Origin of the sequence: Pseudomonas trivialis, assembly GCF_001439805.1 — a bacterium.
GTDB lineage: Bacteria > Pseudomonadota > Gammaproteobacteria > Pseudomonadales > Pseudomonadaceae > Aquipseudomonas > Aquipseudomonas trivialis.
Genome location: NZ_JYLK01000030.1, coordinates 1 through 13,391 on the forward strand (window position 1 = coordinate 1; position 13,391 = coordinate 13,391).

The 13,391-nt window shown below is 63.9% G+C and carries 9 protein-coding genes and 1 pseudogene; 3 read left to right on the forward strand and 7 right to left on the reverse strand.

Translation table 11 applies throughout. The features are described 5' to 3' along the window. Positions 1-128: 128 nt before the first annotated feature. Positions 129-209, forward strand: a pseudogene (locus TU79_RS26810) (siderophore-interacting protein); the annotation flags it as partial. A 77-nt stretch (positions 210-286) separates the two neighbouring features. Here TU79_RS26810 and TU79_RS24695 read toward each other — a convergent pair. Beyond that, positions 287-913, reverse strand: coding sequence for a Pr6Pr family membrane protein (locus TU79_RS24695; protein WP_057010407.1), 627 nt, complete (start codon positions 911-913; stop codon positions 287-289). A 4-nt stretch (positions 914-917) separates the two neighbouring features. Beyond that, a complete protein-coding gene (locus TU79_RS24700) occupies positions 918-1,151 on the reverse strand; it encodes a VF530 family protein (RefSeq protein WP_015371321.1) in 234 nt (77 codons plus the stop codon). Positions 1,152-1,292: 141 nt separating this feature from the next. Between TU79_RS24700 and TU79_RS24705 the strand changes: the two genes are divergently transcribed. Beyond that, the gene (locus tag TU79_RS24705; RefSeq protein ID WP_057010408.1) at positions 1,293-3,311 is read left to right on the forward strand and encodes a TonB-dependent receptor; all 2,019 of its coding nucleotides are present in this window, start codon (positions 1,293-1,295) and stop codon (positions 3,309-3,311) included. A 396-nt stretch (positions 3,312-3,707) separates the two neighbouring features. Then, complete coding sequence (locus TU79_RS24710; RefSeq protein ID WP_057010409.1) at positions 3,708-6,125, forward strand: glucose/quinate/shikimate family membrane-bound PQQ-dependent dehydrogenase; 2,418 nt, start codon at positions 3,708-3,710, stop codon at positions 6,123-6,125. A gap of 85 nt (positions 6,126-6,210) precedes the next feature. On the opposite strand, the gene TU79_RS24715 is transcribed toward TU79_RS24710, so the two are convergent. The 5 genes from TU79_RS24715 to TU79_RS24735 all read right to left on the reverse strand — a co-directional run bounded on the left by TU79_RS24715 (position 6,211) and on the right by TU79_RS24735 (position 13,033). Further along, complete coding sequence (locus TU79_RS24715; protein ID WP_057010410.1) at positions 6,211-6,630, reverse strand: group I truncated hemoglobin; 420 nt, start codon at positions 6,628-6,630, stop codon at positions 6,211-6,213. Next, positions 6,630-7,484, reverse strand: coding sequence for a DUF3034 family protein (locus TU79_RS24720; RefSeq protein ID WP_057010411.1), 855 nt, complete (start codon positions 7,482-7,484; stop codon positions 6,630-6,632). The genes TU79_RS24715 and TU79_RS24720 overlap by 1 nt, the downstream gene beginning before the upstream one ends. Before the next feature lie 10 nt (positions 7,485-7,494). Continuing rightward, complete coding sequence (locus tag TU79_RS24725; protein WP_057010412.1) at positions 7,495-9,843, reverse strand: putative bifunctional diguanylate cyclase/phosphodiesterase; 2,349 nt, start codon at positions 9,841-9,843, stop codon at positions 7,495-7,497. Further along, positions 9,827-10,504 (reverse strand): methylamine utilization protein, encoded by a 678-nt coding sequence (locus TU79_RS24730; RefSeq protein WP_057010413.1) that lies wholly within the window; start codon positions 10,502-10,504, stop codon positions 9,827-9,829. Before TU79_RS24730 ends, TU79_RS24725 begins: the two co-directional genes overlap by 17 nt. 192 nt (positions 10,505-10,696) lie before the next feature. Beyond that, complete coding sequence (locus tag TU79_RS24735; protein WP_057010414.1) at positions 10,697-13,033, reverse strand: putative bifunctional diguanylate cyclase/phosphodiesterase; 2,337 nt, start codon at positions 13,031-13,033, stop codon at positions 10,697-10,699. Between the last annotated feature and the right edge of the window lie 358 nt (positions 13,034-13,391).

The window sequence follows — 13,391 nt, forward strand, 5'->3', positions numbered from 1 at the left end:
TGGAAGAGCGCGATGAATCAATTTGCGATTCTGTACGGAGATCGATTTATCAGGCCGACCTGGTAAAGATAGGGCCTGCCTGACGGCAGGCCGTAACCGGCCCGAACACAAAAAATCTGACACTCTCGCTGCTGGATACTCACCAGGTCAACGAGGAGTTCCTCAAGGCCGCCGGCTACTGGCGCGCGGAGGGCAGCGACGAAGCCTGAGCCAGGCCCTGTGAAAGACTCGACATGTCATGGTGTGGCGAGCGGGTTGCCTGAGGTAGCGCCTGGTACTCCCCCCATCAGTTCGCGCAAGTCTTTGCATACTTGTCCAGCCCCACCATGACCAGCGCGACCAGCACAAACCCCACCAGAATCCCGGCGGCATTCACAAACACCTGTGGATAACCCAGCGTGCCTACGTCGATGAACGGGTACTGATACTGCCCCAGCAAATCCCCGCGCAGCAGCACATAGCCGAAGTACACCAGTGGGTAGATCACCCACCCCGCAATGTGCGCACAGCGCAATGTGCTCTTGGGCACGCAGCGCCACCAGTAGACGAAGAACAGCAGCGGCATCACGTCGTGCAACAGTTCATCGGCGATGAACTGAAAGCCCTCCGGTGTCCATAAGTGCCGCAGCAGCAGGTTGTACGCAAGGCTCACGAAGACGATGCTCACGGCGACGCCACTGCTGACTGCGGGAGCCAGGAATAACCGTTTACCCCATGAGTCACGCGGCACCAGCGCATAGCTGAGCACCACCACCGCCAGGGTGTTGGTGAGCACCGTGAAGAAACTGAAAAAATTGACCAGCCCCCCCAGCAGGCTGGCGCCGGTCTCCCAGCGTGACTGGAAAATCAGGTACTGCTGAATCGCCAATCCCAACCAGCCGGCCAGCGCCGCCGCCGCAATGAAACGCTTCATCGGCTCAATCCAGCGGACGTTTGGTGCGCATCAGCTTGACGTACAACCCTTCGACTTTCTCCCGCGCCCACGGCGTTTTACGCAGGAACGTCAGGCTCGACTTGATGCTCGGGTCACTCTTGAAACAGCGCACATCGATGCGTTCGGCAAGGCCCGACCATTCGTAGTGTTCCACCAGGGTGGTGAGGACGTGTTGCAAGGTCACGCCGTGGAGGGGGTCGTTGTGTGTTGCGGTCATGCGGGGCCTATCAGGGAAATGATCACGAGGGTGTACACCTTACCACCGCGCCGATCCAGGTAAAAAAGTTCCCCTTCCCGACGAAAAAAGAGATGTTATATTGTAACTACAAATATCAAACGTTTTACCAAGGAATGTACGATGTCTCTTTGCTCTTTGTGGCGCCTGACCCCACTCGCTGCCGCCCTGTTGATCTGCTCCGAAGCCCACGCCCTTGAGCTGCAACCCCAGGTCATTACCGGCAACCCGCTGGGCAGCCAACAGCTCGCCTCACCCACCACCGTGCTCGAAGGCGACGATTTGACCCTGCAACAAAAAGGCAGCCTTGGCGAAACCCTGAACAAGCAGCCGGGCGTGTCGTCTTCATACTTCGGCCCGGGCGCCAGTCGGCCGATCATCCGCGGCCAGGACGGCGACCGTATTCGCATCCTGCGCAACGGCGTGGGCGCGCTGGATGCCTCGTCGCTGTCCTACGACCATGCGGTGCCGCTGGACCCGGTCAATGTCGAGCGCGTCGAGATCGTGCGCGGCCCGGCGGCGCTGTTGTATGGCGGCAGTGCCATCGGCGGCGTGGTCAATACCTTCGACAATCGCATCCCCACCGAAGCCATCGAAGGCATCCACGGTGCCGGCGAGTTGCGCTACGGCGGCGCCGACACCACCCGCAGCAGCGCAGGCAAACTGGAAGCCGGCAACGGCGCCTTCGCGCTGCACCTGGACGCCAACGCGCGGGAATTCGACGACCTGAAGATCCCCGGTTTCGCACGCAGCCGCCACGCGCCGGCCAGCGAGGACGGCCCTGGCAAAGACGGGCGACTGGGCAATAGCGACGGGCGCCAGGACGGCGGTGCCGTGGGCGGTTCCTACACTTGGGATGACGGTTACGCCGGGCTGTCCTACAGCACCTACGACGCCAATTACGGCTCGCCGGCCGAACAGGCGGTGCGTATCCGCATGAAGCAGGACCACTACGCCTTCGCCTCCGAGATCCGCAACCTGCAAGGCCCGTTTACCTCGGTAAAACTCGACGCGGGCTACACCGACTACGAGCACCGCGAAATCGAGGGCGGCGAGACCGGCACGATCTTCAAGAACAAGGGCTACGAGGCCCGCGTTGAAGCGCGCCACCAGCCCATCGGCCCGCTCGACGGCGTGGTTGGCGCCCAGGTAACGCGCAACGAGTTTTCGGCACTCGGCGAAGAAGCCTTCGTGCCACAGACCGACACCAATGCGGCCGCGCTGTTTATTCTCGAAGAAATGCAAGCCACCGAGCGCCTGAAACTCAGCCTTGGCGGGCGCCTGGAGCACACCAGCGTCGACCCGGATGCCAAGGGCAACGCCCGCTTTGCCGCCGCCGACAAGCGCAACGATTTCACCGCCGGCAGCCTGTCGTCGGGCGCGGTGTACACGCTGACACCGATCTGGTCGGTGGCCGCCACTCTGGGCTACACCGAGCGCGCGCCGACTTTTTACGAGCTGTATGCCAACGGCGCCCATGTCGCCACCGGCACCTATGAACTGGGCGACGCCAACCTGAAGAAAGAAAAAGCGGTGTCCAGCGACCTGGCCCTGCGCTTCGACAATGGCACCCACAAGGGCAGCGTCGGTGTGTTCTACAGCCGCTTCTCCAATTACATCGGCCTGCTGGGCACCGGTCGCACCTTGAATGACGAAGGCGAAGCCGACCCGAGCGGCATTCCCGAGTACACCTACTCCGGCGTGCGTGCCCGTTTCGCCGGCTTCGAAGCTCAGGATCACTGGAAACTCGGCGAAAGCGCCTACGGCAAGTTTGCCCTGGAACTGTCGGGCGATTACACCCGAGCCACCAACCTCGACACCGGCGAAGCCCTGCCGCGCATTGCGCCATTACGCATGAGCAGCGGCCTGCTGTGGGAACTGGACCGCTGGCAGGCACGCATCGACGTGGAACATGCCGCCGGCCAGGGCCGCGTGCCGCACAACGAAAGCGGCACCGACGGCTATACCACCCTGGGCGCCAGCGCCGGCTATCACTTCAACATGGGGGGCAGCCAATGGCTGGCGTTCGTCAACGGTGAAAACCTGACCAACCAGACCGTGCGGTACGCCAGCTCGATCCTGCGCGACATCGCCCCGGCGCCGGGGCGCAGCGTGCAGGTCGGCGTGCGCACCACCTTCTAACGCCCGCACCGCAGTTCGCTGTGGGAGGGGGCTTGCCCTCTCCCACATAAGCCCGCTAACCCCTTCAGTGTTTGCCGCGACATTCAGTCACTGTTACCAAATCTGAAATGATGCATCTTGCGATTTACGCTTTCTCAAAACGCCCTGCCGCATTATCCTTCGCAACAATCTGAAACGCTTCACCCCCAGGTCCTCCCCTTTCGCCGAAAGTCCCCCAGCATAAAGACAGCGCTGTCTTAAACCGGCCTGCGTCCGGGGAATCTATCGTCCGTCTGTGGATAAGCCTCGCGTTCCCCAGAAATAGCAAAAAAACCCTGAACCAAGCCCGCGTCGAATCGTCATCTACAGTGAAGCGCGGGGTTACATAATTATTCCAACGTGACGGAGAAACACACTATGAGCACTGATGGTGCTTCAAGCCCAAGCCGCCTGCTGCCCAGGCTGCTTGGCGTCTTGCTGCTGATCATGGGCCTGGCCTTGCTGGCCGGTGGCGTCAAGCTGAGCATGCTCGGCGGATCGCTGTACTACCTGCTGGCCGGTATCGGCCTCACCCTGACCGGCGTCCTGCTGCTGGCCACCCGCCGCGCGGCGCTGGGCCTTTACGCATTGGTGCTGTTCGCCAGCACCGTGTGGGCCTTGTGGGAAGTCGGCCTGGACTGGTGGCAATTGGTGCCGCGCCTGGCGCTGCTGTTTGCCCTGGGCCTGGTCATGCTGCTGCCGTGGTTTCGCCGTCCGTTGCTGCGTGGTCAACCGGCGCCGCTGGGCACCGGCGCGCTGAGCGTGGCCGTGGTGCTGGCGGGTGCCGCCGCACTGGCCAGCCAGTTCACCACCCCAGGTGAAATGGTCAAGAAGGGTCAGCTCGACCGCGACGCGGTGCCAGGCATGGCCAACGCCGCGCCCGCCCAGGCCGATGGTGACTGGAACGCCTACGGCCGTTCGGCTTTCGGTGATCGCTACTCGCCACTGGCGCAGATCACCCCGGCCAACGCGCACAAGCTGGTTCCGGCGTGGACCTTCCGCACCGGCGACATCCCGGGCGCCGGTGACCCGGGCGAGACCACCGCGGAAAACACCCCGCTCAAGGTCAACGGCATGCTCTACGTGTGCACCCCGCACAGCCAGGTCATTGCCCTGGACCCGGACACCGGCAAGGAAATCTGGCGCTTCGATCCGAAGATCAGCAGCCAGGGCGCCGAGAACTTCAAGGGGTGGGCGCACATGACCTGCCGTGGCGTGTCGTATCACGATGACGCCGCCTACGCCTCCGAGCAAAGCCCCACCGGCAGCGCCAGCCCGGCCGCCGCGCCGACGGCCTGCCCGAAACGCATCTTCGTGCCGACCGCCGACACCCGTCTGATCGCCCTCAACGCCGACACCGGCAAGATGTGTGAAGACTTCGGCGACAAAGGCCAGATCGACCTGCGCGCCAACATCGGCAGCTTCGCGCCAGGCGGTTACTACTCCACTTCGCCACCGGCGGTCACCAAAAACCTCGTAGTGATCGGCGGCCACGTCACCGACAACGTTTCCACCGACGAGCCAAGCGGCGTGATCCGCGCGTTCGACGTACACACCGGCAAGCTGGTGTGGAACTGGGACAGCGGCAACCCGGACGACACCACCCCGTTGGCCGAAGGCCAGACCTACACGCGCAACTCGCCGAACATGTGGTCCATGTTCGCCGTGGATGAAAAACTCGGCATGCTCTACCTGCCGATGGGCAACCAGATGCCCGACCAGTACGGCGGCGACCGTACCGATGAATCCGAGAAATACGCTTCTGGCCTCACCGCCCTGGACATCGACAGCGGCCACGTGAAGTGGAGCTTCCAGTTCACTCACCACGACTTGTGGGACATGGACGTGGGCGGCCAGCCGTCGCTGATCGACGTCAAGACCGAAGCCGGCGTCAAGCAGGCCGTGATGGCGTCGACCAAACAAGGCAGCATCTACGTGCTGGACCGCGCGACCGGCCAGCCGGTGGTGCCGATCCACGAAGTGGCGGTGCCGCAAGGCGCAGTGGCGGGTGACCGCACCTCCCCTACCCAGCCCAAGTCCGAGCTGAACTTCATGCCGCCGCCGCTCAAGGAGCGCGACATGTGGGGCGTGACCCCGTTCGACCAGATGCTGTGCCGCATCGATTTCAAATCCATGCGCTACGACGGCCCGTTCACCCCGCCCTCGCTGCAGGGCTCGATCGTGTACCCGGGTAACTTCGGCGTGTTCGACTGGGGCGGCATTTCGGTTGACCCGGTGCGTCAGATCGCGTTTGTGAACCCGAGCTACATGGCGTTCAAATCCAAACTGATCCCGGCCGCCGAGATCGCCAAACAGGGCCCGCGCGTCAGCGAAACCGAAGGCGTGCAGCCGAACAAAGGCGCGCCGTACGGCGTGATCCTCGAAGCGCTGCTATCGCCACTGGGCCTGCCGTGCCAGGCACCGGCGTGGGGTTATGTGGCTGCGGTCGACCTGACCAACCACCAGACCATCTGGATGCACAAGAACGGCACCGTGCGTGACAGCTCGCCGATTCCGATCCCGCTGACCATGGGCGTACCGAGCCTGGGCGGGACCTTCACCACGGCCGGCGGCGTCGCGTTCCTCAGCGGCACCCTCGACCAGTACCTGCGTGCCTATGACGTGAAAAACGGCAAGCAACTGTGGGAAGGTCGCCTGCCAGCCGGCGCGCAGACCACACCGATGACCTACACCGGCAAGGACGGCAAGCAATACGTGCTGGTCATGGCCGGCGGCCACGGCTCCTTGGGCACCAAGCAGGGCGACTACGTGATGGCGTTCAAACTGCCTGATTAAGCGGCACGGGCGGTAAAAAAGGCGGCGACCCTCAACAGGTAGCCGCCTTTTTCATGGGCATAAACACTCAATGTGACAGCGCGAGCTAGTGCTCGATGACTTCACCGCGCAGCGCCGCCAACCGCGCAATCAGGCGGTTCTGCACGGGTACGGCGATGCCTTCCTTGTCCATCGCAGCGATCAAGTCCTCCACCAGCGCGTTGAAGTCACTGCGGCTCACATTCTTGCCTTTGTGACTCTCGGCCATGCTGTCCCCGGTGTAGGTGCACGGCCCGCCCGCCTCCACGCAGAATTTCTCGATCAACTTATTGCGCAGACGCTGGATATCGACACGCCGAAAGTGCTCGACGATGCGCGGGTCACGGGCCACGTTGAGCAGCATGCCTTCCACAATCCGCGTAATGCCGGGCATGGCGCCCAGGTCGCGGTACAGGCTGTCATCCCTGGGCGGCTGCTGGGCGCAGGCACTGAGCAGCACCGCCAGCACAACCGATAGAACGCGCATCAGAAACTCCCTTGCAGCGACAGATAGGTGCCGTTCTGGTCAGCCAGCGTGGCGATTTCGCCGAGGCGCGCATAAGCCAGCACCACCGACACATGTTTGTTGGGAAAGTAGCCGACAAACAGATCCGCCCAATCGCTTTCGCCGGCAAATGACAGGTTGTCCGGTTTTTCCCGGTATTCCACGCCGACCGCCCAGCGCGGGTTGAACAGCAGCGCCACCGAGCCCTCCTTCAGCAGGCTGCGACGGTCGCGGCGGTCGCCGCCAAAACCGAGCAGGCCGGTTTCATTGGCGCGGCTGTAGCGCAGGCTGCCGTTGACCAGCACGTTGTAACCAAAGGCCGCGCCCATCCACAAACGGCTGGCGGCGAGGTAGCCCTCCACATCGCTGTCGCGCCTGGCGCCGACCAGGCGAGGGATATCGAACGTGTTCTGGTGTTTGTATTCCAGGCCCAGGGACACCTGGGGCAGACGGTCGTAAATCACGTCACCCAACAACCGCACCTTCATCCCCAGTACATCCTGGCCAAGGTGATCATCCGGCAGGTTGAGCCGGTGCACCAGGGTGCCGAGGTCAAAGCGTTGTCGGGCGAAAGACAGCTCGACGCGGTTGTCATAGGCCAGCGCCAGCCCGGCCACGTCCAGCCGATAATCCGCCAGGTTGACCGTGGTGGCGAACGCCGTGGCGCCCCACTCATGCTGTTCGCCATAACCGGCGAGTACCGCCCACGGCGTGATACCGCCGCCGGCCGCGCCTTCGAGGCTGCTGGCACCGCCGGTGGCGATCAGGCGGCCGTTATCGGCCAGGGCGGTTTGCACTGTCAGGGCGGCCAGGCAGCCAATCAGGAAAAGACGCACGTCAGCCTACTCAATGAACCAGGGAAGTTTGCACACTGAGCGGCAACGCCACCCAGGCTTCGAACGCATCGGCGCTCAAGGGCCGGCTGATCAGGAAACCCTGGGCCGTGTCGCACTGCCAGCGCTCCAGCAGACGCAGGCTGTGGGCATACTCGACACCCTCGGCGACCACCTTGAGCCCCAGGTTGTGGCTCATCTCGATGGTGGAGCGCACGATCACCGCGTCCTCACTGGTCTCATCAAGGTTGCGCACGAACGACTGATCGATCTTCAGCTCCTGCACCGGCAGGCGCTTGAGATGAGCCAAGGATGAATAGCCGGTGCCGAAGTCATCCACCGACAGGCTGATGCCACAGTCGCGCAGCAGGTGCAGGACTTTCAGGGCCTTTTCCGGCTCGCGCATCACCGCGCTCTCGGTGATCTCGAACACCAGTTGTTTGGCCGGCAAGCCATAGCGTCGCAACAGCGACGAAACCCGGTGGGCCAGCTCGTCGCCTTGCAAGTCTTCTGCCGAGATGTTCAGCGACAATTGCAGGTACAGGCCACGCCGGTTCCATTCGCAGAGCTGGCGGATGCCCTCCTCGATCACCCATTGGGTCAGCAAGCGGATGCTGCCGGAGCGCTCGGCCAGGGGGATGAATTCCGCCGGCGAGATCATGCCGAACTGCGGGTGCTGCCAGCGCAGCAACGCCTCGGCCTGGCGCACATGGCCCTGGCGGATGTCCAGCTTGGGCTGATAGTGCAACAGCAATTGACCCTGGCCGGGCGCGTGGCGCAGGTCACGGATCAGGGTGATCTGGCGGCGATGGGCAAGGTCGCTGCCCTGTTTGTAGACCTGCAGGCGCCCGGGGATTTTCGCGGCGTCCGCCATGGCAATCGCGGCGCGTTCAAGCAAGGTGTATGCGGTTTCGCCATCGGCCGGGTAGGTCGCGATGCCCAGGCGGCAGTCCAGCGCCAGGTCATGGCCGTTGATATTTTGCGGGCGCAGCAGCAATTGTTGAAGTTTGTCGGCCATGCCCACCGCCTCGTCGCTGCCGGCGCCTTCAAGCAGCAGCAAAAACTCGTCGGCGATCAGATGCGCCAGCGTATCGCCGGGGCGCAGTACCGCTTGCAGACGCCGGCCGACGGTGAGCAGCAGTTGGTCCACCGCATCGGGCCCGGCGGCTTCGCTGGCGGCACGCAGGTTATCGATGCCCAGGTGAATCAGCGCAATTGGCCGCTGCAGGGCAATCGCACTGCCCAGGCGCTCCATCGCCAGCGCACGGTTCGGCAGGCCGGTGAGGCGATCATGCAGCGCGTTGTGCGCCAACTGCTGCTCGCGCTCGGCAATGCCTTTTTGCATGGCATTGAGCGCGCTGGCCAGCAAACCCAGTTCATCGCTGCGGGTCAGGGTCACCGGCGTGAGGTAGTAGCCCTGACCGATGCGCTCGGCTGCCGACGCCAGCGCCTGCACCGGCCGCGACACCGTGCGCGCCAGCAGCAATGCACCGATCAGCGAGGCCAGCAGCGCCACCAGCGCAATGCCGAGGATCTTTTCATTGAGCGGCACGAATGCCTGCATCGCCGCATCCAACGGGCTTTGCAACAACGCCAGCACCTTGCCGTCGTTGTCATTGGCCAGCACCAGCGACTGGCTGAGGAAGCTGTGTTCCAGATGATCCGTGGTGGACACACCCCGGCGGCTCGAGTCGCCCTCCATCAGGTCCAGGATGCTGTCGCGCAACGCCTGCGGCTGGGTGCTGACCAACTCGCCGGGCACGCCTTTATCGATGGCCAGAAACGACACTTCCAGGTTGCTCAACGAGCGCAACTCTTCGGCAAACGTAGCGTCCATGCCGAAGCCCATCACCACCCGCGCAATCGGCAACGGTGCCAGCACCGACGCTTCCACCAGCAGGTGCGGCCTGCCTTGCAGCGGCACGATCAGCGTGGCCTGGCGCTTGCCCCGCGCGTCGCGCAGTGCCTGGTCATAGCGGAACGTCGAGCCTTCAGGCACTTCGCTCAGGGTACTGGAGAGGACTTTGCCGTCCATGCCGAGCAGAATCATGTCGTTGGCGTTGATGCGCTTGCCGTGGTTGAGCAGCACCGAGCGCATCGTCGACGAATCGCCAGTGGCCACGGCATCGCGAAAACCGAAGTCGGTGGCCAGCAATTGCACAGCATCGGCCAGGCGTCGGCTGCGCGCATCCAGCAGGCGTTCAAACACCCGCGAACCGACGTCCAGCTGAGCCATGCCCTGGCCCCGCACGGTCGAGCTGGTGGCAGCTTTCACACTGAAATACAGCGCACCGATCACCACCAGCGACAGCACGATCAGCACCGTGGCGACCCGCGCCTGGAAACTACTGCGCAGTTTCATGGGCGGCTCGATGGAAGGCGTCGCCAAACGCCGATGGCGTGGGCGGAAGATCGGCAGACACCGGCTCCAGGGCCAGCACCACGCTGTGGCTCAGGCCCGTGGCGGGTACGTGCAGGGTGCCGCCGTCCAGCGGCTGCATGGCGTTGAGTTGCGGGTGCCACAGGGTGACGTGGTAGTCGCCGGGCGGCAGTTGCTCCAGGCGCACGTGGCCCTGGGCATCACTGACGCCGAACACCGGGTCGTCGGTGACGTAGATGTAACCGAGCATCCAGTCATGGATATTGCAGCCCAGCACCACCACGCCGGCCTTGTCGAACAGCAGCGGTTCGCTCGGCGTGCCTTCGTACAGGCGCAGCTCGAACCGCTTGGCGGCGGAGAAGGAATACACCTGATGACGGATGTTGTCGCTGTTGGGAAAGCGCACCTGAGTGCCCGTGTGCACGGCCAGCACATGAGGCGCGAAGCGCTGGCCGCGCTGGTCCATATCGGCCTTGAGCAGACCCGTCGGCGCATGGGCCGGGCCCTGCAAGGTGACCACCGCGTCCGCCACCGGGTTGCCATCGGCCTGATGCATGACCACCTCGAGCGTGGCCGCCGAGACGGGACCCGCCGCCGCCAGTAACAGCGCCGCGCAAGATAACAGCTGAACAACTCGACCCATGGGAGATCCGCGAATGAAGGGAAAAGCGGCCAGCCTTGGCAAAATTGGGAGCAATGGCAGCTATGATGCCGTAAATAAGGCAAAGGGCCACCATTGAACTGCGTTGCACGCTTGACCGTTGGTCGGTAAGAAACCTATGCAATCGGTCAGGCTCATTGAGGTTATCGCCTGCCTGCGCAAAAACTGTAGGGGTCAGACCGGGGCGCGTTGCTGGCCCATCCACTGCTCGAACGCTGACGCCTCCAGCGGCTGGCTGATCAGGTAACCCTGGGCGGTGTCGCAGTTCCACAGTTTGAGCAACCTGAGGCTGGGTTCGAACTCCACCCCTTCGGCCACCACCCGCAGCCCCAGGTTGTGGCTCATTTCGATGGTGGATCGCACGATCACGCCGTCACCGGTGGCGCTGTCGAGGTTGCGCACGAAAGACTGGTCGATCTTCAACTCCTGCACCGGCAGGCGCTGCAACTGCGCCAGCGACGAGTAACCGGTGCCGAAGTCATCCACCGACAGGCTGATGCCGCAATCGCGCAGTTGCTCCAGCACGCTGAGGGCCTGCTGCGGGTTATGCATGATCGCGCTTTCGGTGATCTCGAAAATCAGTTGCCGGGCCGACACGCCGTATTGCGTCAATAACCCGGTGACACGCAGGGCCAGGTCATCGTCGGCCAGGTCATCCACGGAAATGTTCACCGACAGTTGGATCAGCAGCCCGCGCTGCGCCCAGTCGGCGATCTGGCGGATGGCCTCTTCGATCACCCACGCGGTGAGCAGGCCCATGCTGCCGGTACGCTCCGCCAGAGGAATGAATTCGGCCGGCGACACCAGGCCCAGCGTCGGGTGCTGCCAGCGCAACAAGGCTTCGGCCTGGCACACATGGCCGAGCCTGAGGTCGAGTTTGGGCTGGTAGCAGAGCAGCAACTGGCCTTCGACGGCGGCGCGACGCAAATCACGGATCAGTGTGATCTGGCGCTGGTGGGCCAGGTCACGGTCCTGCTGGTAGATCTGCAGGTGGCCGGGCAGGCTCGCCGCATCATGCCGGGCGATGGCGGCGCGGCTGATCAGCTCTTCCACCTGCTGGCCATCGGCGGGGTAGGCGGCGATGCCGATGCTCACTTCATGGCGCACCTCGTCATCGCCGATGCGCCGTGGCTCGGTGAGCAACGCATGCAGGCGGTCGGCGCGGGCCACGGCGCGGTCGACCTGGGTGTTTTCCAGCAGCAGCAAAAACTCGCTGCCGGCGATGCGCGCCGCCGTGTCGCTGGTCATCAGGCTCATGGACAGACAGCGGCTGGCTTCACGCAGCATGTCCTCGACGCCCTCCGGCCCGAATCCCTCATTGATCACCCGATAGTTTTCAATGCCCAGGTACAGCAACACCACCGGCCGCCGCGCGCTGATCGCACTGCCCAGGCGCTCCATCGCCAGCGCGCGATTGGGCAAGCCGGTGAGCGGATCATGCAGCGCGTTGTGCGCCAATTGCCGCTCACGCATGGCGATGCCGCTTTGCATGGCGTTGAACGCCCGGGCCAGCAGGCCGAACTCATCCTGGCCGCGCACCCGCACCGGCGTGCGGTAATCCCCGGCACCGATGCGCGCGGCGGCGTCCACCAGGGCACTGAGCGGGCGCGACACCCGTCGCGCGAGGAACAACGCACCGGCCAGCGACACCAGCAGCACCACCAGGGCGATACCAATGAACTGCCGGTCGAGCGGCTCAAAAGACTCCAGCGCCTGGTCCAGCGGGGTTTGCAGCAGCACGCGCACATCGCCACCGGCGCCCGTGTTGGCCAACGCCAGCACCTGGCTGAGCACGCGCTCGCCGTAAAACTGCGTGATCTGCGGTTCGGGGTTGAGCGGCGACTCACACAGCAGACTGACGACGCCGGCCTGCCATGCCGCGGGCTGGGTGCTGAACAGCGGGCCGGGTTGACCGCCATGCACGCTGATAAACGACACATCCAGGTTGCTCATGGCGCGCAGTTCACTGGCGAACCGGGTGTCCATGGGAAAGCCCATGACCACACGGGCAATGGGTAACGGGTCGTACACGTCTTTCTGCACCAGCAGGTAGGGCCGCCCGTCCATCGCCACGATCAGCATCTGCAATCCCTTGCGCCGCGCCTGGCGCAGAGCGCCGTCAGCGGCAAACGGCTGGCCGCGCTTGAACACCGGCAAAGTGCTGACCACCACCTTGCCGTCGAGCCCCAGCACAAACACTTCGCTCGAACGAATCCCAGCGCCGTGCCGACGCAGGGCCGCGAGAATCGCCTCGCTGCTACCCTCGGCCACGGCCTGTTTGAACGGGGCATCGGCGGTCAGCCAGTCCAGACCGTAATGCAGGCGGCGACCGCGCAGGTCGAGCAGGCGCTCGAACACCTCGCTGCCGGTTTTCATCTGGACATGCGCCTGGTTTTCCACAGCGCGGGTGGTGGCGGCCTTGACGGCAAAATAGGTGGCGGCGACGACGATCAATAGCAACAGCGCCAGGACCGCGGCGATGCGGGTCTGGAAGGTGTGGCGCCAGGTCATGGCGGAGCTTTCGGGGGAGGCTCGCCGTTCTTGACCGCTGGTGGCTGTCGGTGTGTGCATTCCTTGCGGCCTGGTGGTGGGTGTCAGGAATATATCTATTTTGAGGTGGAATGTTGGTTTTAGCAGATTGCTGAGAGGGGGTGGCGGGTTTTTGGCGTTTTGGTGGGGTGAATATCCGTTTTTTGGGTGATGGCGGAGTATCGGCTCCGCCACGTCTTCGACTTAGCGCTGTCGCGCGGCAAACCGGAACCTCTGTGGCGAGCGGGCTTGCCCCGCGTTGGGGTGCGAAGCGCCCCCCATCAAGAAAAACGCGGTGCCTGGCACTGTAGAGCAGGGTCTTGGGGCTGCTGCGCAGCTC

What these genes read in the sequence shown, in the direction of transcription:
- TU79_RS24700 (WP_015371321.1), bottom strand. Translation starts at nt 1,151, where the DNA reads ATGACCGCAACACACAACGACCCCCTCCACGGCGTGACCTTGCAACAC.
- TU79_RS24710 (WP_057010409.1), top strand. Translation starts at nt 3,708, where the DNA reads ATGAGCACTGATGGTGCTTCAAGCCCAAGCCGCCTGCTGCCCAGGCTG.
- TU79_RS24705 (WP_057010408.1), top strand. Translation starts at nt 1,293, where the DNA reads ATGTCTCTTTGCTCTTTGTGGCGCCTGACCCCACTCGCTGCCGCCCTG.
- TU79_RS24735 (WP_057010414.1), bottom strand. Translation starts at nt 13,033, where the DNA reads ATGACCTGGCGCCACACCTTCCAGACCCGCATCGCCGCGGTCCTGGCG.
- TU79_RS24725 (WP_057010412.1), bottom strand. Translation starts at nt 9,843, where the DNA reads ATGAAACTGCGCAGTAGTTTCCAGGCGCGGGTCGCCACGGTGCTGATC.
- TU79_RS24715 (WP_057010410.1), bottom strand. Translation starts at nt 6,630, where the DNA reads ATGCGCGTTCTATCGGTTGTGCTGGCGGTGCTGCTCAGTGCCTGCGCC.
- TU79_RS24730 (WP_057010413.1), bottom strand. Translation starts at nt 10,504, where the DNA reads ATGGGTCGAGTTGTTCAGCTGTTATCTTGCGCGGCGCTGTTACTGGCG.
- TU79_RS24695 (WP_057010407.1), bottom strand. Translation starts at nt 913, where the DNA reads ATGAAGCGTTTCATTGCGGCGGCGGCGCTGGCCGGCTGGTTGGGATTG.